Consider the following 23,642-nt stretch of genomic DNA (forward strand, 5'->3'; position numbering starts at 1 on the left):
TATTTCTTATTTTACCATAAAATTTATTTTTTCATAAATACAAAAAAAGTACAGCACGAGAATGCTGTACTTTTTATTATGCAGCTTATTCAGCTACGTATGGTAATAAAGCCATTTGACGAGAGCGTTTGATCGCGATCGTTAATTTGCGTTGGTATTTCGCAGAAGTACCAGTTACACGACGAGGTAAAATTTTACCACGCTCAGAAACGAAACGTTTTAATAACTCAGTATCTTTGAAGTCGATTGTAGTGATGCCGTTTGAAGTAAAGTAACAAACTTTACGACGTTTAGCGCGTCCACCTTTACGTCCACCCATTGCCATTGTTATTTCCCTCCTCTACTTAAAAATTTGTTTTTTAGTAATGCTTTTCGTTCGGCATTACTTTGTTTTTATTATTTAGAAAGGAAGATCGTCGTCAGTAATATCAATCGTTTTGCTTGTCCCACCAAATGGATCATCATTAAAGCTAGGCTTTTGAGATGGTGCTTCGAAAGGATTTCCAGCGTTAAAACCTTGATTTTGTTGGTTCGTACTGAATGAACCACCTTGGTTACCTGACGCATTTCTTGGTTCTAAGAATTGAACAGAGTCAGCTACAACTTCGGTTACATATACTCTCTTACCATCTTGACCATCGAAACTTCTAGTTTGAATACGACCTTCAACACCAGCTAAACTTCCTTTTTTCAAGAAGTTTGCTACGTTTTCAGCAGGTTTTCTCCAGATAACACAGTTAATAAAATCTGCGTCTCTTTCGCCTTGCTGATTTGAGTAGGTACGATTCACCGCTAGAGTAAATGTCGCTACGGCAACCCCACTTGGTGTATAACGCAAGTCTGGATCCTTTGTTAGGCGACCTACAAGTACAACACGATTAATCATCTGATTCCTACCTCCCTAAAACTTTTTTGAAAATATTATTTTTCTTCTTCACGAATAACGATGTGGCGGATGATATCTTCGCTGATTTTCGCTAAACGATCGAATTCTTGTACTGCTTCTGGTTTAGCAGAAACGTTTACAAGCATGTAGTGTCCATCACGGAAATCGTTAATTTCATAAGCTAAACGACGTTTACCCCACTCTTTAACGTTTGTGATTTCTGCACCTTGTTCAGTTAAAACGCTGTTGAAACGCTCAACTAATGCTTTTTGTGCCTCGTCTTCCATGTTTGGACGAACGATGTACATGATTTCGTATTTATTCATCACAATGTCACCTCCTTTTGGTCTAACGGCCCAATTAAGGGCAAGGAGCAATTTTATTAATCACTCACGAGTTAAAATTATAGCATAGTTTTTTTTAGATAGCAAATCAATAATTGAGTTGCTTATTTATTAAACATTGAAACGGAAGTGCATTACATCTCCGTCTTGAACAATATACTCTTTACCTTCTAAACGTACTTTACCAGCTTCTTTTGCTGAAGTCATGTTACCGTAATTCGCTAAATCTTCATATGAAACTGTTTCTGCACGGATAAACCCACGTTCAAAGTCAGTATGGATTACGCCAGCGCATTGTGGAGCTTTCATGCCTTTTTTAAATGTCCAAGCTCTTACTTCTTGTACACCTGCTGTAAAATAAGTAGCTAGTCCTATTAAAGAATAAGCTGCACGAATTAATTGATCTAAACCTGATTCTTCAATCCCTAGCTCTTGAAGGAATGTGCGCTTTTCTTCGTCATCTAGCTCAGCAATTTCTTCTTCAATTTTCGCACTAATTACAATTACTTGTGAACCTTCTTCTGCTGCAAATGCTTTTACTCTTTCAACATATTCGTTATCTGAAGAATCTGCAAGATCATCTTCGCCAACGTTTGTAATGTAAAGCATTGGTTTTGTCGTTAATAAGTGTAATCCTTTTACTAATTTCATTTGCTCTTCTGTAAACTCTACTGAACGAGCTGGCTTATCACTTTCAAATGCATCTCTTAATTTCACTAAAATTTCATGCTCATAAGATGCATCTTTGTCTTTTTGCTTTGCTAATTTTGCTACTCGATCAATACGTTTTTCAACTGATTCTAAGTCTGCAAGAATTAACTCTAAGTTAATTGTCTCAATATCTGCAATTGGATCAACTTTTCCGGATACGTGAGTAATATTATCGTCTGCAAAACAACGAACTACTTGGCAAATTGCGTCTACTTCACGAATATGAGATAAAAACTTGTTTCCTAAACCTTCACCTTTACTTGCACCTTTTACGATTCCTGCGATATCAGTAAATTCGAAAGTTGTTGGAACAGTTTTTTTAGGCTGAACTAATTCAGTTAATTTGTCTAAACGATAATCCGGTACTTCTACTACACCTACGTTTGGATCAATTGTACAAAAAGGATAGTTTGCTGATTCAGCACCAGCTTGTGTAATTGCATTAAATAATGTCGACTTTCCTACGTTTGGTAAACCTACGATACCTGCTGTTAATGGCATATTTTCCACTCCTATACGAACTTAGTTAATCTTTCACAATTATATTGATTTCGAAAAAAAATAACAAGGAAATATTATTTCTAAACATACGAAAGGTATCTAATATGAGCATTCCTTAAAATTGCTCTACTAGATACCCCTTTGATTTTAAAAATCGGCCTACTCTTCAGCTCGAACTAAAACCTTTTTTAATTTTCGGGAGAACTCTCGACGTGGTATCAACACGCTATGCTCGCACCCCTCACACTTTAAACGAATATCCATACCCATTCGAATAATTTTCCATCTGTTCTCACCACATGGGTGAGGTTTTTTCATTTCAACTATATCGTTTAGATTAAAAGATTTTTCTTCCACGCTAAAATTTCACATCCTTAAAATAGTAGCATACAAACTATACATTCGCATTTTCATTTTTAGCTTCTGGTTGTTTATATAATACCATCTTTGGATACGGCATATCTATGTTATTTCTTGCAAGTACTTCCTTAATTTCTTTTCGAATTGCTCTAGAAATTTTAAACTGTGTCATGGCTTTAACTTCCGAAGCGATTCGTAATGTTACTTCTGTTGGCCCTAAATTTTGTATTCCAAGAAACTCTGGAGCCTTTACCATATCTTCATATCGATCTGGCATTGTTTCTAAATGTTCTTCAATTACATTTTGCGCGTGTTCAATATCGCCTTCATATGAAATGCTAATATCTACTAAGGCAACTGCATTATGTAATGAAAAATTGGTTACTTCCGTAATCATTCCATTTTGAATAATATGAAGTTCACCAGTTGAGCTTCTAATTTTTGTTGTCTTTAATCCAATTGATTGTACCGTTCCTTCAAAGGTTTGAATTCTTATATAGTCACCAACTGAAAACTGATCTTCAAACAAAATAAAAAATCCAGAAATGATATCTTTTACTAAGCTTTGTGCACCAAAACCGATTGCTACACCACCAATTCCGGCCCCAACTAAAAGCCCTTTAATTTCAACTCCAAATATCGGAAGAATGGTCAAGGCAGCAATAAAAAATACTACATAGGCAATTATATTTTCCATCAGCTTAATAAGTGTTACAGATCTTCTTTCTGATACTTGTAACGGGCCTCTAGCATTAACTTTTAAAAGATTACGAATTAACTTTCTCCCAAGTTTCACAGCCAAAACTGAAGCAATGATAATTAAGGCAACTTTTATTGATGAACGAAAAATGGTGTCCCATTGTTCTGGCGTTAACATACTTTGTTTAATTGTCTTTTCGGCTGTCTCTATTGTATCCGCCGCGTTATTCATTTTATGCTTTCCCCCTATTTTATTTCAAATGACTTCAAACGTAATACTAAACGAATTGTCATTTTAAAACTACAAATATAAACAAATGTAATAATAGTTTAATTTAATAACAAAGATTTGGTGACTAAAGTATAAATTATTTAAATTTTGCATAAACTAATACTACTCTCTTAAATGAAAAGTAGGCGATATTATGCAATTTTCGGCAAATCCTTTGCGTAACCTATTTAAGGATGACTATTCAGTGTTTTTAGATGATGATAACGCTATTAATCGATTTGCAGATCGTTTATGTAAGTCGCTTCCAAGTTTACACAATAAGGAAATTGTTTTTGTTTGCATTGGAACTGACCGTTCTACTGGAGACTCTCTAGGTCCTCTAGTTGGAACTATGTTAGGAGAATTAAACTTAAGTAGGTTTCGTTATTATGGTACTCTTGATGAGCCAATTCATGCGTTAAATCTTTCAGAACAGCTCGAAAGAATTAAAGGGAAGTATAACAATCCGTTTATTGTTGCTGTAGACGCATGCTTAGGTCGCGTGAAAAGTATTGGCAGTGTACGTTTATCCAATGGACCACTAAAACCTGGCGCCGCTATGAAGAAAGAATTACCTCTGGTTGGTGAGATTAATTTAACTGGAGTAGTAAATGTTAGTGGGTTTATGGAATTCTATGTTCTACAAAACACTAGGTTAAGTCTCGTTATGAAGATGGCTAAGTTTATTGCAAATTCAATAAAAGAAACTGAAACAAGACATGCGTGCCAATTAGAATTTTAGTGTAATAGAATAATAACTTTCAATTATAAAACAATAAAAAGCAAGGGAATATTAAATGCATCGGATGAGCCAACACAGTTAATATTCCCTAATAATGACTTATTTTATAATTGAAAGGATTCTTTCCAAATCTTCTTTATTAAAGAATTGAATTTCTATTTTCCCTTTATCTTTAACTGACTTTATTTTAACTGAGGTCCCAAACTTTTCTTGTAAAACATCTTCGTACTCACTAAAGAATACGTTCTTATTTGAAGTTTTCTTTGGTGTTTCACGTGAAACATTTTCATTTAAATCATTAACTAGTGCTTCAACCTCACGAACACTAAGATTTTTTTCGATTACCTTTAATGCAGTACTTTCGATTAATCCTTTTCGCTTAAGGCCTAGAAGTGCTCTTCCATGTCCCATAGAGAGAGTGCCTTCCTCAACCATCTTTTGAACAGAGTTGGGTAATGTTAAGATTCTTAAATAGTTGGCAATATGAGGTCGACTTTTGCCAAGTCTCTTTGCCAATTGCTCTTGAGTTAAATGTAATTGTTCAATTAAGGTTTGATATGCTTCAGCTTCTTCTAGAGGATTTAAATCATCTCGCTGTAAATTTTCTAATACAGCTAACTCCATCATTTGTTCTTCGGAAAGTTCTCTAACAATAACTGGTACTGTATTTAGACCTGCGTTTTTTGCTGCACGGTATCGTCTTTCTCCAGCAACAATTTGAAAACCTTTTATACTTTTTCTAGCTATGATTGGTTGAAGAATTCCATGTTCAATCACAGATTGAGTTAACTCTAACATCGCTGCTTCGTCAAATACTTTGCGAGGCTGATATGGGTTAGGTCTAAGTTCTTTAAGTTCAATTTCTTGAACTAACTCTTCTTGTTGATTAATATCTTGAAAAAATGCTCCAATACCTTTGCCTAAACCTTTAGCCATTATCAATCACTTCCTTTGCTAGATCGAGATAAACTTCTGCACCTCTAGACTTTGGATCATATGTAATGATCGGTTTACCGTGACTCGGTGCTTCGCTTAAGCGTACATTTCTTGGAATAATTGATTTATAGACGCGATCTTGAAAATATTTTTTTACTTCTTCAATAACTTGAAGCCCTAAATTTGTACGAGCATCTAGCATTGTTAATAACACGCCTTCGATTGCTAAATTTTTATTTAAATGTTTTTGAACTAAACGGACTGTACTTAATAATTGGCTTAATCCTTCAAGTGCGTAATACTCGCACTGTACTGGAATAATAATAGAATCAGATGCGGTTAACGAATTTAAAGTTAATAACCCTAATGACGGAGGACAATCTATTAAAATATAATCATAGTTACCTTTTACAGTATCTAAGGCACGTTTTAATCGTACTTCTCTTGAAATAGTAGGTACTAACTCAATTTCTGCTCCAGCAAGTTGAATTGTTGCTGGAATAATATCGAAATTTGGAATAGCAGTGTTTAAAATGACATTTTTCGCCTCTACATCATCAACTAATACATTGTACACACACTGATTAACATCAGCTTTTTCAATTCCAATACCACTAGTTGCATTACCTTGAGGATCTATATCGACCAGTAATACTTTTTTTCCTAAATGAGCTAAGCAGGCACTTAAGTTAACAGATGTTGTAGTCTTGCCAACACCACCTTTTTGATTAGCTATAGAGATTACTTTAACCACTATGTAATCTACTCCTTCCACAACAAACAATTCTTATTTTCTATTTTACCATGAATAGAATCATCATTGTGTTTAGATTTAAAAATGGATAAAAAAAATTCACCACTGAAAAGGGGTGAATTAAATCTTATTTCTTTGGAATTTTAATTGTTATTTGATAATACTCATCATGTTCTTCTTCTTGACTATCAATATTCATACCGGTTTTAGTGACCATTTGTAAAGACTCTCGGATCGTATTCATCGCTATTCTAATATCTTTACTAATAGCTTTGAATTTCCGTTTAGGCTTTGGTTTTTTTTCTGTCGTTTCTGTAAGTAACATTACTACTCGATCTTCCGTTTGTTTTACATTTAATTGTTTTTCAATTATTTCGTGAAGAAGAGTTATTTGTAATTGTGGTAGCTTTAATGGAATAAGTGCTCGAGCATGACGTTCCGTTATTGACTTGTCCAATAAGGCCTGTTGTATTTCCCCGGGAAGTTTCAATAATCTTAATTTATTTGCAACAGTCGATTGACCTTTGCCTAATCGTTGAGCTAATGCTTCTTGGGTTAAGTTATGTAAATCAATTAATTTTTGGTAAGCGACAGCTTCTTCGAAAGGAGATAATTCTTCACGTTGTAAATTTTCGATCAGAGCAACAGAAGCGGTCTCTGTGTCATTAAACGCCTTTACAATTGCAGGAATTGTGTCCCAACCCAAAGATGAAACTGCCCTGAATCTTCTTTCCCCGGCAATTATTTCATAAAATTTTGGTCTAATTTCCCTAACGACAATTGGTTGAATAATGCCATGAGTTCGAATCGTTAGCGCTAATTCTTTAATTTTTTCATCATCAAAGAATGTTCTAGGCTGATACTGATTCGGTACAATTTCTGATACTGGAATTTGGCGTATAACTTCATTACTTGAAGCAGAATCCTGAATATCATCATTTTCCTTTTCTGATAAGCCAAATAACCTAGATAATGTGCTTTTCAATGTGATTCCCACCCTTTTAGAATTTCGTTCACAATAGAATAAACATAACAAATGTTTCACGTGAAACATTTGTTAGTTTATCATATTAAATTTCTAACGGTTCTTTACCTGGAGTACCCGGTTTGCGAGGGTACTTAGTTGGTGTTTTACGTTTCTTTTCTACTATAACAATATTTCGATCACTATCTTCGCCTGGAAGAGTAAAATGATTAATAGATTTAACTTTTCCGCCAAGAGTTTTAATTGCATACTCCGCTTTATCTAACTCTTCATGGCCCGCAGCACCTTTTAGTGCAACAAAGTAGCCATCTTGTTTAACAAGTGGTAAGCATAGTTCAGTTAAAACTGACATTCTAGCAACAGCTCTGGCTGTTACAACATCAAAAGATTCTCTCATACCAGGTCTTTTAGCAAAAGTTTCAGCTCGATCATGAATAAATGTTACATTTTCTAATTGTAATTCCTTCGCTAAATGATTTAAAAATGTAATCCTTTTTTGAAGGGAGTCAACGATTGTTAGACGGATAGATGGGAAACATATTTTAATTGGAATAGAAGGGAAGCCCGCTCCTGCACCAATATCACATATAGTCATCTCATCATCAAAATTGAAATAGAAGGAAGCGCTAATCGAATCATAAAAATGCTTTAAATACACTTCTTCTTCTTCCGTAATAGCAGTTAAGTTCATTTTATTGTTCCACTCAACTAATGTGTGGAAATATATATCAAATTGTTTTAATTGAAAATCTGATAATTGAATCCCTTTATCTTTAAGTGCAGCGATAAATTGTTCTTTATTCACTAGTAATTCCCCTATCTATTATTAGTTCGATATTCTTGCAATTTTTCCTTGTTCTAAATAAACAAGTAGGATTGAAATATCTGCAGGATTAACACCAGATATACGAGAAGCCTGACCAACTGATAATGGACGCACTTGCTCAAGCTTTTGTCTTGCCTCAGTAGCAAGGCCATGAATAGCTTGATAATCGATATTTTCAGGGACTTTCTTTAAATCCATTTTCTTCATACGTTCTACTTGATTAAGTGACTTTTCAATATAGCCTTCATATTTAATCTGTATTTCAACTTGCTCTTTTACATCTGAATGTAACTCTTTTTCAGATGGAGAAACAGTTTCTATATGTCCATAAAGCATTTCAGGTCGACGTAGAAGATCAGCCGCTTTAATTCCATCTTTTAGTTCACTACCACCATTTTGAGCAATTAATTCCTGTACTTCTTTGGTTGGTCTTAATTGAGTAGTTTTTAAACGTTCTATTTCTTCCTCAATTAACATTTTCTTTTGTTCAAATTCAGCATATCTTTCATCAGATATTAGGCCAAGTTTTTTACCTATTTTCGTTAAACGTAAATCTGCATTATCATGACGTAGTAATAAGCGATATTCCGCTCTAGAAGTAAGAAGACGGTATGGTTCATTTGTCCCTTTCGTTACTAGGTCATCTATTAAAACGCCAATGTATGCTTCAGAGCGATCTAAAATTAACTCTTCTTTATCTAAAGAACGACATGCAGCGTTAATACCTGCCATTAAACCTTGGCCAGCTGCCTCTTCATAACCTGATGTACCGTTAATTTGACCTGCAGTATATAAGTTCTTAATTGGTTTAAGTTCTAATGTCGGCCATAATTGTGTAGGAACAATTGCATCATATTCAATTGCGTATCCAGTTCTCATCATTTGAACATTTTCTAGACCTGCAATCGAACGCAGCATTTTTTCTTGTACGTCTTCAGGTAAACTAGTCGATAAACCTTGAACATACACTTCTTGAGTATTTCTACCTTCTGGCTCTAAGAAAATTTGATGTCTCGGTTTATCATTAAATCGGACAACTTTATCTTCAATTGAAGGACAATAACGAGGTCCTGTTCCTTTAATCATACCAGAATACATCGGCGAACGGTGTAAGTTATCGTCGATGATCTGATGTGTATTTTCACTCGTATATGTTAACCAACAAGGAATTTGCTCAGTTTCAACTGGTTCTGTTTCGAACGAAAACGCGCGAGGCACTTCATCTCCTGGTTGTATCTCTGTTTTTGAGTAATCAATACTATGACTATTTACACGTGGAGGCGTACCTGTTTTAAAACGAACAAGTTCAATTCCTAATTCCTCTAAATGCTCAGAAAGCTTAATCGCCGGTTGTTGATTATTAGGTCCGCTTGAGTATTTTAATTCTCCTACAATAATTTCTCCGCGTAAGAATGTACCAGTTGTAATAACAACTGTCTTCGAACGATAGATAGCCCCAGTTTGTGTAATTACTCCAGTGCATTGTCCATCTTCCACAATTAGTCGTTCAACTAGTCCTTGTTTTAGTGTTAGGTTTTCCGTATCTTCAATCGTTTTCTTTAATTCATGTTGATAGGCAAATTTATCTGCTTGTGCACGTAAAGCACGTACAGCAGGGCCTTTTCCTGTATTTAACATTCTCATTTGAATATGCGTTTTATCTATATTTCGACCCATTTCGCCACCGAGCGCATCAATTTCACGTACAACGATCCCCTTGGCAGGTCCACCTACCGATGGATTACATGGCATAAATGCTACCATATCAAGATTTATTGTTAGCATTAATGTTTTTGCACCCATACGAGCAGACGCTAATCCAGCTTCACATCCAGCATGACCAGCGCCAATAACGATTACATCATAATTGCCTGCTTCAAAACTCATTTTTTTCTCCTCCTAACCATTTTATTTTCCTAAACAGAACTGAGAAAATAGCTGGTTGATTAAACTTTCCTGAACTGTATCTCCGACAATTTCACCTAACAACTCCCAAGCTCTTGTTAAGTCAATTTGTACTAAATCAATTGGCATACCACTATTCATTGCCTCAATCGCATCATTAATCGTCTGTTCTGATTGTTTTAGTAGTGCAATATGTCTAGCGTTTGATAAATAAGTTAAATCTTGCGCTTCAATTTGGCCTTCAAAATATAAGTCTGCAATCGCCTTTTCTAAATCATCAATTCCTTTTTCCTCTTTTAAAGAAGTTGTTACAATTGTAGCATTGCCAACTAATTCTTTTACTTCATTCATATCAAGCTTTTGTGACAAATCCGTTTTATTAATAATAATGATTACATCTTTATTGCTCATTTCAGCAAATAAATTACGGTCCTCTTCACCTAAATGTTCGTTATTATTTAATACAAATAAAACAAGATCAGCCAGATTTAGTACCTTTTTCGACCTTTCGACACCAATCGCCTCTACAACATCTTTCGTTTCACGAATACCCGCTGTATCAATTAGTCGTAGTGGTACACCTTTTACATTTACATATTCTTCAATTACATCGCGTGTTGTACCAGGGATATCAGTTACAATTGCCTTACTTTCTTGCACAAGCGTATTTAAAAGAGAAGACTTTCCGACATTTGGTCTTCCTATAATGACAGTAGAAAGTCCTTCACGTAAAATTTTACCTTGTCTCGATGTTTCTAAAAGTTTCTGTATCTCAATTCGAACTGTTTTAGCTTTTTCAATTAAAACAGTATTTGTCATTTCTTCAACATCATCATATTCAGGATAATCTATATTCACTTCAATATGAGCAAGAATCTCTAGCAATGTTTGTCTTAAGCTATTCACTAGCTTTGATAAACGACCTTCGACTTGGTTCATTGCAATGGCCATTGCTCGATCAGTTTTAGAACGAATTAAGTCCATTACCGCTTCAGCCTGAGATAAGTCGATTCGGCCATTTAGAAATGCTCGTTTTGTAAATTCACCGGGCTCAGCTAATCTAGCCCCTTGCGAAAGTACTAACTCAAGTACCTTATTAACCGAAAAAATTCCACCATGACAATTTATTTCGACAACATCCTCACGTGTGAACGTCTTTGGCGCTCTTAAAACCGAGACCATAACTTCCTCAACAGTATTACCAGAAGTAGGATCAACTAGATGGCCGTAATGAATTGTATGTGAGTCAACTATATTTAAATCTTTTTCTTTGAATAACTTATTTGCTATTTGAACAGCTTCGTCACCACTTAGACGAACGATGGCAATAGCACCTTCGCCTTTTGGCGTCGATATTGCTGTAATTGTATCGAATTCCATAAAAAATCACCTCGGAGCATGTTAAACGAAAGTCAACATGTTACTTCTAAATCTATAGCATAGCATAAAGAATTTTATAAATGAATGTTTTTATATTATAACCGTACGAAAGTACAAGTAAACTCATATGACTTGAATGTAGGACATAAAAAAACCAATTAAGGATTAACCCCTAATTGGTTTCTTAATATCTATAACTAATTTACGATGTGGATCTTGGCCTACAGATTTTGTAGAGATATTTGGCATATCTGTCAGTATGTGATGTATTATTTTTCTTTCAAATGAAGGCATTGGCTCTAAAGAAACAGCTTTTCTTGTTTTTAAAACTGTTTGAGCAGTTTTCCTTGCAAGAATTTCAAGCGATTCCTTGCGCTTTAATCGATAGTTCTCTGCGTCAACTACAACATGAATTAACTGTTTTGAATGACGATTTACAAATGTTTGAACTAAGAATTGAAGAGCATTTAAAGTATTACCCCTTTTTCCGATAATAAGAGCAACCTTTTCACCTTTTATTGTAAATAAGAAGGTTTGTTCTTTTTCTTGTGATTCATATAGAACATCTGCAGTCTCATCAAGACTTTTAACAATATTCGAAAGGTAGTCAAAAGCTTTTTCAACTAAAGTTTGCTTTTTTACAACTAATACTTTTGCAGGTTTAGCGCCAAATCCTAAAAAACCTTTTTTGCCGTCTTCGATCACTTTAATTTCTACTTCTTCTTCTGTTGAACTAAGTTGCTGAAGTGCTATTTGAACTGCTTGTTCGATTGTTTGACCAGTAGCAGTTACTTCTCTCACTTACTAGCCCCTCCTACATTTTTATTTTTTACGGTATTGCTACCTTTATTAACAAATAATGTTTGAAGAATCATAAATGTATTACCAACTACCCAATATAAAGCTAATGCAGATGGTAATCTAACAGCAAATACTAAAATCATGACTGGCATTACATAAAGCATAATTTTCATTTGTTGAGCTGCAGGTCCTTCCATAGAACCAGTACTCATTGAAACTTTTTGTTGAATGAAAGTTGTGATACCAGCAATAATCGGTAAAAGATAAATCGGATCCGGATGACCTAATTGGAACCATAGGAAATCATGTGCTTTAATTGCCATTGTTCTCATAATTGCATGGTAGAAAGCAATTAAGATTGGCATTTGAATGAAAATTGGTAAACAACCTGATAATGGATTCACACCATGTTGTTGATACAACTTCATTGTTTCTTCATTTAATTTTTGAACAGTTTTTTGATCCTTAGAAGAATACTTTTCTTTAAGTTTCTTCATTTCAGGCTGAATTGACTGCATTGCTTTAGTGCTTCTAATTTGTTTGATCATTAATGGTAATAAAGCTAAACGGATTAAAAGTGTTACAACGATAATCGCCATTCCATAGCTTCCACCAAAAATTTTAGACACAGCTGTGATTAACCATGATAGTGGATAAACTAAATACTCATTCCAAATCCCCGTACTTTCAGAAGTAATCGGTTGGTTTGTTTGTGAACATCCCGCTAACACGACTACTAAGAAAAGAACTGTAACTAGCATTTGGTACTTCTTAGTCTTCAAACTAGTTCCTCCTTTAAGATGTTACATTTAAATATGTAATTACTTAATTTGTTTTTTATCTAATTTATTTTTTGAATCACGTATTTTAAGCGCTTCCGCCCTTTTCAACACGTGAATTAAACTCTTTTTAAACTCATTAAAAGGTAGCTCAGTACAGGGCTTTCTTGCAATAACAACATAATCCATATTTAAATGAAGATCATTACTCAATTCAGTAAGAGCTTGTCTTATATATCGCTTTATATGATTTCTCACAACAGCATTACCGAGTTTCTTACTGACAGATAATCCTATACGAAAGGAAGTTTGGTCTTCTTTTTTTACAGTATAGATTACAAATTGTCGGTTTGCAGTTGATGATCCCCCTCGAAAAACGCGACTAAAATCTGCATTCTTTTTTATTCTGTTTTTCTTGTTCATGTTCCACCGACACCTCAAATGATTCCTTCAATTATCATAACAATTTTTTTATAAAAAATGAGGCCTTTTTTACTTACAAATTGTGACATAAAAGCAAAAAAGGCCTTCTTATTAGTGAAAAAGACCACTGTTGACAGTGGCCTACGCAGATAATACTTTTCTTCCTTTTTGACGACGAGCAGCTAGAACTTTACGTCCATTTGCAGTGCTCATACGGCTACGGAAACCATGTACTTTGCTACGCTTACGTTTGTTTGGTTGAAATGTTCTTTTCATTATATGACACCTCCCTGAGGAATTACTGTAATAGACAGTCCTATAAATTATAAAGAATAACTACTAAGAATGTCAATGTAAGATGTTAAAACATAATCATTAAATATTTCCATTTTATGAAGAATAGCTGATCCATTAAGATTTTTAAATAAAAAATGGAGTTACTCATTTAAATATAGTAATCATTTTACTCCTATCTTTTCCTTCCAACGAATTTATAAACAGCTAAGCACATACTAAAAATGATGGTGTCGAAAGATTTTTTTTATCGACTTTTAAATGAATAAGAAAATTGTTTAAAAACCGCTGCTCCCTTTTTTTAAGAAATTGTTAAAGGCTCTGTGGATAAGATTTTTCTGTACTTTTTTTACCCACAACAGTTATCGACAATTTTTACACAAGTTATTTTTCTGTGGACAATTTTTTTAAACAAGTGGATTAGCATGTGGATAACATTAACTACTCATTGAAATAGCTAACGATTTTTGATATTATTAATTTGTTTTCCACTTTGGACAAGTTGTTTTTTATTATTAATTGTCCACAGATGTTAATAACTTGTGGACAGGTTTTACACTTGTACCATTTTAAAGTTATCCACATAGGTGAATACTGTCAAATAAAGTGGATTTTTGCAGCTTTTTAAAAATAAGCATATTCAATGAGATGAATAAAAATAAATAGTCGAGAAAGACGCTTGTACAAAAGTTGAACAAGCTTTGTAAGGAGGGATTTTTGTTTGGAGAATATAGGGGATCTGTGGTCTAGGGTTCTGACTGAAATAGAAAAAAAGATAAGTAAACCTAGCTTTGAAACGTGGTTAAAATCAACAAAGGCATTTTCGTTAAAAAATGATACGCTAACAATTATTGCCCCAAATGAATTCGCCCGTGATTGGCTTGAGTCAAAGTATTCATCATTAATAATGGATACTGTTTTAGAAATAACTGGAGCGGAACTAGAAATCAAATTTATCCTTCCTCAAAATCACGTAGAAGAAATAGAGATGAATATCCCAGCAGTTAAAGCTAAAGTTAAATTTGAGGAGCCAGTAGAGTTCAACCAAAGTATGTTAAACCCTAAATATACTTTTGATACTTTCGTAATTGGTTCAGGTAACCGTTTTGCTCATGCAGCTTCACTTGCTGTTGCAGAGGCACCTGCTAAGGCCTATAATCCATTGTTTATATATGGGGGCGTAGGATTAGGAAAGACCCACTTAATGCATGCAATCGGACATTATGTGCTAGAGCATAATCCGAATGCCAAGGTAGTTTATTTATCATCAGAAAAATTTACAAATGAGTTTATTAACTCAATTCGTGACAATAAAGCGATAGAGTTCAGAAATAAGTACCGAAATGTAGACGTTCTACTTATAGATGATATTCAGTTCTTAGCTGGAAAAGAACAAACACAAGAAGAATTTTTCCATACTTTTAATACTCTTCATGAAGAAAGTAAACAAATCATTATCTCAAGTGACCGACCGCCTAAAGAAATTCCTACATTAGAAGATCGACTTCGTTCGCGATTTGAATGGGGCCTTATTACGGATATTACACCTCCAGATTTGGAAACTAGGATTGCGATTTTACGCAAAAAGGCTAAGGCTGAAGGGTTAGATATTCCAAATGAGGTTATGTTATATATAGCAAATCAAATTGATACGAATATTCGTGAGTTAGAAGGAGCACTTATTCGTGTAGTCGCTTATTCATCGTTAATTAATAAAGATATTAATGCTAGTGTAGCCGCTGAAGCTCTTAAGAACTTAATTACAGCGACGAAGCCTAAAACATTATCAATACACGATATTCAACGAACGGTTGGAGAATTTTATAATATTAAATTAGAGGATTTTAAAGCAAAAAAACGTACGAAATCCGTAGCATTCCCAAGACAAGTTGCAATGTATCTATCAAGAGAGCTTACAGACCATTCTTTACCTAAAATAGGAGAAGAGTTTGGAGGACGAGATCATACAACTGTTATTCATGCACACGAAAAAATTTCAAAATTAGTTGATACTGACTCACAACTGCAATCTCAAATTAAAGAGATTAATGAAAAATTAAATCAGTAGAGTCGTTAACTTGTGTATAACTCACCAAACCTTTTACACAGTCTATCCACATGTTGATAGACTTATTTTTCTTTACTAAAATACAGTTATCCACAAATTCACAGGCCCTACTACTATTACTATATTATTTTATAAATTATATAAGGAGTACAAATTATGAAATTTACTGTACAAAAAGATCATCTTGTTAAAGCTGTACAAGATGTTATGAGAGCTGTTTCATCTAGAACAACAATTCCAATCTTAACTGGTATTAAATTAGTAGTTACAAACGAAGGACTAACTTTCACAGGTAGTGATTCAGATATTTCAATAGAATCGTATTTACCAACTGTATTAGATGATCAACAATTAGTTGATGTAAAAAGACCTGGAAGTATTGTATTAAACGCTCGATATTTTAGTGATATTGTAAAAAAATTACCTGCTGATTTTGTCGAATTAGAATCCGACAGTAATTATGTTACGACTATTAGAGCTGGAAAAACTGAGTTTAGTCTAAATGGTTTTGATTCAGAAGAGTATCCATTACTTCCGCAAATTGAAGAACATGAAACGATTTCTATTTCTGCAGATTTATTAAAGTTTATGATTCGCCAAACAGTATTTGCAGTATCAACTTCAGAAACTAGACCAATATTAACGGGTGTTAACTGGAAGATCGAGAATGACGAGTTAACATGTATTGCAACAGATAGCCACCGACTAGCTTTAAGACAAGCTAAAATTGATGGTGGTTTAATTTCAAGTGATTTTAAAGCTAGCGTCGTAATTCCTGGTAAAAGCCTAAACGAGTTTAGCAAAATACTTGATGATAATAGTGAAAAAGTAGAAATTGTTTTAACTGAACACCAAGCTTTATTTAAAACAAAACATATACTATTCTTTACACGCTTACTTGAAGGGAATTATCCAGATACATCAAAATTAATTCCAAGTGAGAGCAAAACTGAGCTTACTGTAATGACAAAAGAATTTTTACAAGCAATTGATCGTGCTTCATTATTAGCTAGAGAAGGAAGAAATAATGTTGTTCACTTGGAAACAGTTGGCGGCTCAACAGTTAATGTGTCTTCTTATTCTCCAGAAATCGGTAAAGTAGTAGATGAAATTGTTTGTGAGGATATTAAAGGTGAAGAGCTAAAGATATCTTTTAGTGCTAAATATGTAATGGATGCATTAAAAGCAATAGAGAGTCCAGAAATTTATATTCAATTTACTGGAGCAATGAGACCGTTTTTAATTCGTACGGTAAATGACTCAAGAACATTGCAATTAATTTTACCAGTTCGCACATACTAATTAGTAAATTCTAAAGAAAGGGGCTGTCCTAAATAGAATGTACTAGCAATCTCCAATGGATCTAGAGAATAAATAAAAAATTTATTCTACAAATTTTGTTTGGGGAGTGCATAGTACATTTAGGTCAGTCTTTTTTTTACTTAATAGACAAAATAAGGGTTAACTGTTTTTTTTCTTACAGAAGTTTAGTACAATTAAGGAATGGATATTTGAGGGTGGTAAAAAAATGAAAAACGAAAAAGTTAAAATAAAAACAGAATATATTACACTAGGTCAATTTTTAAAGCTTGCAGGAGTGATTGATACAGGTGGAATGGCTAAATGGTTTTTAGCGGAGCATGAAATCTTTGTAAACAATGAACCTGAAAATAGAAGAGGAAAAAAATTAGTTCTAAATGATACAGTTTCAATCACTGGAATAGGTTCGTATATTATAACTTCATAAGTTTTGGGGGAATCCCATTGTATATTAAAGATTTACAACTAAAACAATACCGTAATTATGAAAACCTTGAGTTGAATTTTCAAAATAATGTTAATGTCATTATTGGTGAAAATGCTCAAGGTAAAACAAATTTAATGGAATCCATTTATGTGCTAGCTTTAACAAAGTCTCATCGTACAAGCAATGACAAAGAAATGATACGTTGGGATGAAGAATATGGTACAATAAAAGGTACGTTACAAAAGAAAAACCAGCAAGTAACACTACAACTAATCCTCTCAAAGAAAGGTAAAAAAGCAAAGCTGAACCATCTAGAACAGATGAAGTTAAGTCAATATATAGGCGTGATGAATGTCGTTATGTTCGCACCAGAAGACTTACATTTAGTAAAAGGTAGTCCACAAGTGCGTCGTAAATTTCTAGATATGGAACTAGGACAAGTTTCGCCTGTTTACCTACATGAGCTAAGTCAGTATCAACGAATCCTCCAACAGCGAAATTCACTACTACGAACATTACAAACTAGTCGTGATCGGAATTATTTAATGCTTGAAGTCCTTACATCTCAACTAGTGAAACATGCAATAAAAATAATCGAAAAGCGAATTTCGTTCATTAAATTATTACAAAGTTGGGCTTCGCCTATTCATAGTCAAATTTCTAGAGAGACCGAAAAACTAGAAATTATATATAAACCAAGCATTAATGTATCAGATTTAACAGATTTGACGAAAATGGAAGATGAGTACATAAAACAATTCGAAGCTGAAAAAGAGCGTGAAGTATCCAGAGGTACTACATTGCTTGGTCCGCATAGAGATGACTTAGTTTTTATGGTCAATGATAAAAACGTTCAGACATTTGGATCGCAAGGACAGCAGCGGACAACAGCTCTTTCATTGAAACTAGCAGAAATCGAACTGATTAAAGAGGAAGTTGGAGAATATCCTATACTTTTATTAGATGATGTTCTTTCAGAACTAGATGACTATCGTCAAACACATTTATTAAATGCAATTCAAAATAAAGTACAGACGTTTGTTACAACGACTAGTGTTGACGGAATTCAGCACGAAACGATAAAGCAAGCTAATATTATAAATGTTTCACATGGAACAATTATAAGCACTTCTCAATAAATAATTTATGAAATTTCTACTACGCCGCCTAATAAGCAAAGCTGAAATTTACTAATTCTTTTATGTAAAATAAAAAAAGTAGGTGAGTGTTCATGACAATGGATCAAAAGATGCAAGAACATAATTATGATGAAAATCAGATACAGGTTCTTGAAGGTTTAGAAGCTGTACGTAAAAGACCAGGTATGTATATCGGTTCTACAAGCGGAAAAGGATTACATCACTTAGTATGGGAAATCGTTGATAATAGTATAGATGAGGCATTGGCTGGATACTGTGATGAGATTAATGTAATTATTGAAGAAGATAATAGCATTACAGTTAAAGATAATGGTCGTGGTATCCCGGTAGGTATTCATGAAAAAATGGGTAGACCGGCATTAGAAGTAATTATGACAGTACTCCATGCTGGTGGTAAATTTGGCGGTGGCGGATACAAAGTATCTGGTGGACTACATGGTGTAGGGGCTTCAGTAGTAAATGCATTATCTACTTTACTTGAAGTTCATGTTCATCGTGATGGAAATATTTATTACCAACAATTTGCTAAAGGTATACCAGTTGCAGATATGAGTATCGAAGGTGAAACGGATACTACAGGTACAATTACTCATTTTAAACCTGATCGAGAGATTTTTACTGAAACAATAGTCTATGACTTTGATACATTAGCAAATCGTTTAAGAGAATTAGCATTCCTTAACAGGGGTATTCGCCTAACGATAGAAGATCGTAGAGAAAATAAGCAAAAGAAAGAGTTCCACTATGAAGGTGGAATTAAATCTTATGTTGAACACTTAAATCGTTCAAAAGAAGTAATTCATGACGAGCCAATATTTGTGATTGGTGAAAAAGATGGAATTAGTGTAGAAATTGCACTTCAATATAACGAGAGCTATACAAGTAATATATACTCATTCACAAATAATATTAATACACATGAAGGTGGAACTCATGAAGTTGGGTTCAAAACAGCATTGACTCGTGTTATTAATGATTATGGTCGTAAGAATGGGTTAATTAAGGATCAAGATAGTAACTTATCTGGTGAGGATGTACGTGAAGGATTAACAGCTATCGTTTCTATTAAACATCCAGATCCTCAGTTTGAAGGACAAACAAAAACTAAACTAGGTAATAGTGAAGTTCGTACGATTACAGAGCAAGTTTTTGGAGAGAAACTTGAAAAGTTTTTATTAGAAAATCCAACTGAAGCTAAAAAAATCGTTGAAAAAGGTTTAATGGCAGCTAGAGCGCGTGTTGCTGCTAAAAAGGCTCGTGAATTAACAAGAAGAAAAAGTGCTTTAGAAGTATCAAGTTTGCCTGGGAAATTAGCAGATTGTTCTTCAAAAGATTCTTCAATTAGTGAAATTTACATCGTTGAGGGTGACTCAGCGGGTGGAAGTGCTAAACAAGGTCGTGATCGTCACTTCCAAGCAATCCTTCCTTTACGTGGAAAAATCATTAACGTAGAAAAAGCTCGACTTGATAAGATTTTATCAAACAATGAGGTTCGTTCGATGATTACTGCCTTTGGTACTGGAATTGGTGATGACTTTGATATTGAGAAAGCCCGATATCATAAAATTATATTAATGACAGATGCCGATGTAGATGGTGCTCACATTCGTACGTTATTGTTGACGTTCCTATATCGTTATATGCGTCAAATCATAGAAAGTGGTTATATTTATATTGCTCAACCACCTTTATATAAGATTCAACAAGGTAAAAAAATACAGTATGCTTACAATGATCGACAAATGGAAGAAATTATGTCGACCATTAATGCTGTACCAAAACCAGTTATTCAACGATATAAAGGTCTAGGTGAAATGAATCCTGAACAGTTATGGGAAACAACAATGAATCCTGAAACTAGAACATTATTGCAAGTTAACCTTCAAGATGCTATTGAAGCGGATGAAACGTTTGAAACGTTAATGGGCGAAAAGGTAGAACCAAGACGTAACTTTATCCAAGATAATGCTAAGTACGTAAAGAATTTAGATATTTAATAGTTAAGATTAAGGAGCTTTTATGCTCCTTTCAGTGTATAGATGTAGTCTGAACGGATACAAATTTAGACTAATAGAAAATGTTTGTTCTTTTTTGTGTGAAATTTGTCGAGATATTGGATTTATTATTGAATCTTGGTCAAGTAAAACACCGGAGAAGTTGAGCGTTTGTCAAAGTCTGATAGGAGCTTTTTAGCTCCCTTTCTTACATGATACGAAAACTAAAGGGAGGTGCCGATGTTGAGCGAAAATCAACAAATCAAAGAAATTAATATTAGTCATGAAATGCGTAATTCCTTCCTAGATTATGCAATGAGTGTAATTGTTTCTCGAGCGTTACCAGATGTACGAGACGGCTTAAAGCCTGTACATAGAAGAATTTTATATGCAATGAATGATTTAGGTATGACAGCTGATAAAGCTTATAAGAAGTCAGCGCGTATCGTTGGTGAAGTAATTGGTAAGTACCATCCGCATGGTGACTCTGCTGTATATGAAACAATGGTGCGTATGGCTCAAGACTTTAACTTTAGATATATGTTAGTAGATGGCCATGGGAATTTTGGATCTGTCGATGGAGACGCTGCAGCGGCAATGCGTTATACAGAGGCTAGGATGTCCAAAATATCGATGGAATTAATTCGCGATATTAATAAAAATACGATTGATTTTCAAGATAACTATGACGGTTCTGAAAGAGAGCCGATCGTTCTTCCTGCAAGATTTCCTAACTTGTTAATAAATGGGGCAACAGGTATTGCGGTAGGGATGGCTACAAATATTCCTCCACATCAATTAGGCGAGGTAATTGATGGTGTACTTGCACTAAGTAAAGATCCTGAGATTACTACCCAAGAGTTAATGGAGTATGTTCAAGGACCTGATTTCCCTACTTCGGGTATGATTCTAGGGAAAAGTGGTATTCGTAAAGCTTATGAAACTGGTAAAGGGTCTATCATTATTAGAGCTAAAGTCGAAATTGAAGAAAAAGCAAATGGAAGACAAACGATTATAGTTACTGAATTACCATATCAAGTAAACAAAGCTAAGCTTGTTGAACGAATTGCTGAACTAGTCCGAGATAAAAAGATTGAAGGCATAACTGATTTGCGTGATGAGTCTGACAGAACCGGTATGCGTGTTGTTATTGAAGTAAGAAGAGATGCAAACGCAAATGTACTTTTAAATAATCTTTATAAACAAACCGCGCTTCAAACGAGCTTTGGTATCAATTTATTAGCACTTGTAAATGGTGAACCAAAAGTGCTATCTCTAAAGAGTTGCTTGAAACACTATTTAGACCACCAAATTGTTGTTATTAAACGTAGAACAAAGTTTGAATTGGAAAAAGCGGAAGCACGTGCACATATATTAGAAGGCTTAAAAGTTGCCCTTGATCATTTAGATGCGGTTATTAGCTTAATTAGAGCTTCTCAAACAGCAGAAGTCGCTAAAAATGGCTTAATGGAAACATTTAATTTATCTGAAAAGCAAGCTCAAGCAATTTTAGATATGAGATTACAACGGCTAACTGGGTTAGAGCGTGAAAAAATTGAAGAAGAATACCAAGAGCTAATCAAGTTAATCGCAGAACTAAGAGCAATTCTTGCAGACGAGGAACGAGTACTTGAAATTATTCGTGAAGAGTTAACTGCGTTAAAAGAGCAATATAATGATAAACGAAGAACAGCGATTGTTCCTGGTGGTGTTGAAATCATTGAAGATGAAGATTTAATACCAGTTGAGAATATCATTGTAAGTTTAACTCATAATGGATATATTAAACGTCTTCCGGTCTCTACTTATCGATCTCAAAGAAGAGGTGGACGTGGTATTCAGGGAATGGGTACTAATAATGATGACTTCTTAGAACACTTATTGACACCTTCAACTCATGATACAATTTTATTCTTTACGAATAAGGGGAAAGTATACCGATCAAAAGGTTATGAGATTCCGGAGTTTAGCCGTACAGCTAAAGGACTACCTATCGTAAACTTACTTGAAATTGATAGAGGTGAAAGTATTAACGCTATTATTCCAGTAAGTGAATTTTTAGAGAATTGGTACCTATTCTTTACGACGAAACAAGGAATAGCGAAACGTGTACCTTTATCTGCATTTGCAAATATCCGAACGAATGGATTAATTGCAATTAATTTAAAAGAGGATGATGACGTAATTTCAGTACGTTTAACAGACGGAACGAAAGATATTGTTGTCGGTACCTCAAAAGGTATGATGATCCGTTTTAATGAAGATGATGTTAGATCAATGGGAAGAACAGCAACAGGTGTTAAAGCTATTACACTTTCTGAAGATGACTATGTTGTAGGAATGGAAGTTGTGGAGGAGCACTTAGATATTCTTGTTGTTACGGAACTTGGTTATGGTAAGCGAACTGCACAGGAAGAATACCGTATTCAAAGTCGTGGTGGTAAAGGATTAAAAACACTGAATGTTACAGAGAAAAACGGTAAAATGATTTCATTAAAATGTGTAAGTGACGAAGAGGATTTAATGTTAATTACTGAATCAGGTGTTATTATTCGTATGCCAATTGAACAAATCTCGCGTCTAGGACGAGTTACTCAAGGTGTTAAATTAATAAGACTAGACGAAGAAGGTCATGTTGCTACAGTAGCAATTGCAGCAAAAGAAGAGGAAATTGAGTCAGAAGATGAAAACGATGATGAAATGCCGATTCTGGAAGATGAAGATATTACTGAAACAACTGAAGAGTAGTTTTTAAATAATGCTAAGGAGAGAACATATTTGTTCTCTCTTTTTTTTCTATGTGAGGATACTAATGTTTCTTTGAATTGAAGATAGTAGGGTTTTATTTTAGGTTTGTCAGTTTTGTTCATTTAATCTTTATGGGGAGTATTAACTCCTTAGTTCTATTAAATCTAAAGCTAGGAAAATAAGAATATTAAGTAAGGTTTTTGCTTAAATGAAATTAGTTTAATTTTTTTTTAAAATATATTATAAAAACTATTGACCGAGGCTAGTGGATTTGTTATTATATAGAAGTCGCCAAGAGACATCGCGACAAAATGAACTTTGAAAACTA

Annotated in this window: 23 protein-coding genes; 7 read left to right on the forward strand and 16 right to left on the reverse strand. The window is 34.1% G+C overall.

Annotation, left to right across the window (positions count from 1 at the left end; genetic code table 11):
- Positions 1 to 85 precede the first annotated feature (85 nt).
- The 6 genes from rpsR to CN692_RS10450 all read right to left on the reverse strand — a co-directional run bounded on the left by rpsR (position 86) and on the right by CN692_RS10450 (position 3,733).
- On the reverse strand, positions 86 to 319 hold the full coding sequence (gene rpsR / locus CN692_RS10425; RefSeq protein WP_056467298.1) for a 30S ribosomal protein S18: 234 nt from the start codon (positions 317 to 319) through the stop codon (positions 86 to 88).
- 81 nt (positions 320 to 400) lie between these two features.
- Positions 401 to 886 carry a single-stranded DNA-binding protein gene (gene ssb, locus CN692_RS10430; RefSeq protein ID WP_098119078.1) on the reverse strand — a complete coding sequence of 162 codons (486 nt, stop codon included), beginning with the start codon at positions 884 to 886 and terminating at the stop codon, positions 401 to 403.
- A gap of 35 nt (positions 887 to 921) precedes the next feature.
- Positions 922 to 1,212, reverse strand: coding sequence for a 30S ribosomal protein S6 (rpsF, locus tag CN692_RS10435; protein ID WP_088012667.1), 291 nt, complete (start codon positions 1,210 to 1,212; stop codon positions 922 to 924).
- A 129-nt stretch (positions 1,213 to 1,341) separates the two neighbouring features.
- On the reverse strand, positions 1,342 to 2,442 hold the full coding sequence (ychF, locus tag CN692_RS10440) for a redox-regulated ATPase YchF (protein ID WP_098119079.1): 1,101 nt from the start codon (positions 2,440 to 2,442) through the stop codon (positions 1,342 to 1,344).
- A gap of 159 nt (positions 2,443 to 2,601) precedes the next feature.
- Positions 2,602 to 2,799 carry a DUF951 domain-containing protein gene (locus CN692_RS10445; RefSeq protein ID WP_098119080.1) on the reverse strand — a complete coding sequence of 66 codons (198 nt, stop codon included), beginning with the start codon at positions 2,797 to 2,799 and terminating at the stop codon, positions 2,602 to 2,604.
- Between the two features lie 37 nt (positions 2,800 to 2,836).
- Positions 2,837 to 3,733, reverse strand: a complete 897-nt coding sequence (locus tag CN692_RS10450) for a mechanosensitive ion channel family protein (protein WP_098119081.1) — start codon at positions 3,731 to 3,733, stop codon at positions 2,837 to 2,839.
- 193 nt (positions 3,734 to 3,926) lie between these two features.
- Here CN692_RS10450 and yyaC point away from each other — a divergent pair, with 193 nt between their 5' ends.
- On the forward strand, positions 3,927 to 4,514 hold the full coding sequence (gene yyaC, locus CN692_RS10455; RefSeq protein ID WP_098119082.1) for a spore protease YyaC: 588 nt from the start codon (positions 3,927 to 3,929) through the stop codon (positions 4,512 to 4,514).
- Positions 4,515 to 4,613: 99 nt separating this feature from the next.
- Here the strand turns inward: yyaC and CN692_RS10460 are convergent, their stop codons facing one another.
- From CN692_RS10460 to rpmH, 10 genes are all read right to left on the reverse strand, one after another.
- Positions 4,614 to 5,450, reverse strand: coding sequence for a ParB/RepB/Spo0J family partition protein (locus tag CN692_RS10460; protein ID WP_098119083.1), 837 nt, complete (start codon positions 5,448 to 5,450; stop codon positions 4,614 to 4,616).
- Positions 5,443 to 6,204 (reverse strand): ParA family protein, encoded by a 762-nt coding sequence (locus tag CN692_RS10465; protein ID WP_025568951.1) that lies wholly within the window; start codon positions 6,202 to 6,204, stop codon positions 5,443 to 5,445. Before CN692_RS10465 ends, CN692_RS10460 begins: the two co-directional genes overlap by 8 nt.
- A gap of 127 nt (positions 6,205 to 6,331) precedes the next feature.
- Positions 6,332 to 7,189: a nucleoid occlusion protein gene (gene noc, locus CN692_RS10470; RefSeq protein WP_098119084.1), complete on the reverse strand. Its 858-nt coding sequence runs from the start codon at positions 7,187 to 7,189 to the stop codon at positions 6,332 to 6,334.
- Positions 7,190 to 7,274: 85 nt separating this feature from the next.
- On the reverse strand, positions 7,275 to 7,994 hold the full coding sequence (gene rsmG / locus CN692_RS10475; RefSeq protein ID WP_098119085.1) for a 16S rRNA (guanine(527)-N(7))-methyltransferase RsmG: 720 nt from the start codon (positions 7,992 to 7,994) through the stop codon (positions 7,275 to 7,277).
- A gap of 21 nt (positions 7,995 to 8,015) precedes the next feature.
- Positions 8,016 to 9,902 (reverse strand): tRNA uridine-5-carboxymethylaminomethyl(34) synthesis enzyme MnmG, encoded by a 1,887-nt coding sequence (mnmG, locus tag CN692_RS10480; RefSeq protein ID WP_098119086.1) that lies wholly within the window; start codon positions 9,900 to 9,902, stop codon positions 8,016 to 8,018.
- A gap of 21 nt (positions 9,903 to 9,923) precedes the next feature.
- On the reverse strand, positions 9,924 to 11,300 hold the full coding sequence (gene mnmE, locus CN692_RS10485) for a tRNA uridine-5-carboxymethylaminomethyl(34) synthesis GTPase MnmE (RefSeq protein ID WP_098119087.1): 1,377 nt from the start codon (positions 11,298 to 11,300) through the stop codon (positions 9,924 to 9,926).
- A gap of 165 nt (positions 11,301 to 11,465) precedes the next feature.
- On the reverse strand, positions 11,466 to 12,101 hold the full coding sequence (gene jag, locus CN692_RS10490) for an RNA-binding cell elongation regulator Jag/EloR (protein ID WP_098119088.1): 636 nt from the start codon (positions 12,099 to 12,101) through the stop codon (positions 11,466 to 11,468).
- Positions 12,098 to 12,862, reverse strand: coding sequence for a YidC family membrane integrase SpoIIIJ (gene spoIIIJ, locus CN692_RS10495; RefSeq protein WP_098119124.1), 765 nt, complete (start codon positions 12,860 to 12,862; stop codon positions 12,098 to 12,100). Before spoIIIJ ends, jag begins: the two co-directional genes overlap by 4 nt.
- A 60-nt stretch (positions 12,863 to 12,922) precedes the next feature.
- Positions 12,923 to 13,303, reverse strand: a complete 381-nt coding sequence (rnpA, locus tag CN692_RS10500) for a ribonuclease P protein component (protein ID WP_098119089.1) — start codon at positions 13,301 to 13,303, stop codon at positions 12,923 to 12,925.
- 141 nt (positions 13,304 to 13,444) lie between these two features.
- Positions 13,445 to 13,579: a 50S ribosomal protein L34 gene (rpmH, locus tag CN692_RS10505; RefSeq protein WP_098119090.1), complete on the reverse strand. Its 135-nt coding sequence runs from the start codon at positions 13,577 to 13,579 to the stop codon at positions 13,445 to 13,447.
- 739 nt (positions 13,580 to 14,318) lie between these two features.
- Between rpmH and dnaA the strand changes: the two genes are divergently transcribed.
- From dnaA to gyrA, 6 genes are all read left to right on the forward strand, one after another.
- Positions 14,319 to 15,665 (forward strand): chromosomal replication initiator protein DnaA, encoded by a 1,347-nt coding sequence (gene dnaA / locus CN692_RS10510; protein WP_098119091.1) that lies wholly within the window; start codon positions 14,319 to 14,321, stop codon positions 15,663 to 15,665.
- Positions 15,666 to 15,821: 156 nt separating this feature from the next.
- Positions 15,822 to 16,967, forward strand: coding sequence for a DNA polymerase III subunit beta (gene dnaN / locus CN692_RS10515; protein ID WP_098119092.1), 1,146 nt, complete (start codon positions 15,822 to 15,824; stop codon positions 16,965 to 16,967).
- Between the two features lie 226 nt (positions 16,968 to 17,193).
- On the forward strand, positions 17,194 to 17,412 hold the full coding sequence (yaaA, locus tag CN692_RS10520; protein ID WP_098119093.1) for a S4 domain-containing protein YaaA: 219 nt from the start codon (positions 17,194 to 17,196) through the stop codon (positions 17,410 to 17,412).
- Positions 17,413 to 17,429: 17 nt separating this feature from the next.
- Positions 17,430 to 18,551 (forward strand): DNA replication/repair protein RecF, encoded by a 1,122-nt coding sequence (gene recF / locus CN692_RS10525; RefSeq protein WP_098119094.1) that lies wholly within the window; start codon positions 17,430 to 17,432, stop codon positions 18,549 to 18,551.
- A gap of 98 nt (positions 18,552 to 18,649) precedes the next feature.
- Positions 18,650 to 20,569, forward strand: a complete 1,920-nt coding sequence (gene gyrB, locus CN692_RS10530) for a DNA topoisomerase (ATP-hydrolyzing) subunit B (protein WP_098119125.1) — start codon at positions 18,650 to 18,652, stop codon at positions 20,567 to 20,569.
- Positions 20,570 to 20,809: 240 nt separating this feature from the next.
- Entirely contained in the window at positions 20,810 to 23,314 is a 2,505-nt protein-coding gene (gene gyrA / locus CN692_RS10535; RefSeq protein WP_098119095.1) for a DNA gyrase subunit A, read from the forward strand.
- The last annotated feature ends 328 nt before the right edge of the window (positions 23,315 to 23,642 follow it).

The sequence above is a fragment of the Bacillus sp. AFS002410 genome (genome assembly GCF_002556365.1).
Classification (GTDB): Bacteria; Bacillota; Bacilli; order Bacillales; family Bacillaceae_G; genus Gottfriedia.

Excerpts from the sequence above, each read along its gene's own strand:
- yaaA (WP_098119093.1), top strand. The coding sequence starts at position 17,194 with ATGAAAAACGAAAAAGTTAAAATAAAAACAGAATATATTACACTAGGT.
- ssb (WP_098119078.1), bottom strand. The coding sequence starts at position 886 with ATGATTAATCGTGTTGTACTTGTAGGTCGCCTAACAAAGGATCCAGAC.
- yyaC (WP_098119082.1), top strand. The coding sequence starts at position 3,927 with ATGCAATTTTCGGCAAATCCTTTGCGTAACCTATTTAAGGATGACTAT.
- rpsR (WP_056467298.1), bottom strand. The coding sequence starts at position 319 with ATGGGTGGACGTAAAGGTGGACGCGCTAAACGTCGTAAAGTTTGTTAC.
- gyrB (WP_098119125.1), top strand. The coding sequence starts at position 18,650 with ATGGATCAAAAGATGCAAGAACATAATTATGATGAAAATCAGATACAG.
- dnaN (WP_098119092.1), top strand. The coding sequence starts at position 15,822 with ATGAAATTTACTGTACAAAAAGATCATCTTGTTAAAGCTGTACAAGAT.
- spoIIIJ (WP_098119124.1), bottom strand. The coding sequence starts at position 12,862 with ATGCTAGTTACAGTTCTTTTCTTAGTAGTCGTGTTAGCGGGATGTTCA.
- mnmG (WP_098119086.1), bottom strand. The coding sequence starts at position 9,902 with ATGAGTTTTGAAGCAGGCAATTATGATGTAATCGTTATTGGCGCTGGT.
- rnpA (WP_098119089.1), bottom strand. The coding sequence starts at position 13,303 with ATGAACAAGAAAAACAGAATAAAAAAGAATGCAGATTTTAGTCGCGTT.
- CN692_RS10450 (WP_098119081.1), bottom strand. The coding sequence starts at position 3,733 with ATGAATAACGCGGCGGATACAATAGAGACAGCCGAAAAGACAATTAAA.
- ychF (WP_098119079.1), bottom strand. The coding sequence starts at position 2,442 with ATGCCATTAACAGCAGGTATCGTAGGTTTACCAAACGTAGGAAAGTCG.
- rpmH (WP_098119090.1), bottom strand. The coding sequence starts at position 13,579 with ATGAAAAGAACATTTCAACCAAACAAACGTAAGCGTAGCAAAGTACAT.
- CN692_RS10460 (WP_098119083.1), bottom strand. The coding sequence starts at position 5,450 with ATGGCTAAAGGTTTAGGCAAAGGTATTGGAGCATTTTTTCAAGATATT.
- mnmE (WP_098119087.1), bottom strand. The coding sequence starts at position 11,300 with ATGGAATTCGATACAATTACAGCAATATCGACGCCAAAAGGCGAAGGT.
- rpsF (WP_088012667.1), bottom strand. The coding sequence starts at position 1,212 with ATGAATAAATACGAAATCATGTACATCGTTCGTCCAAACATGGAAGAC.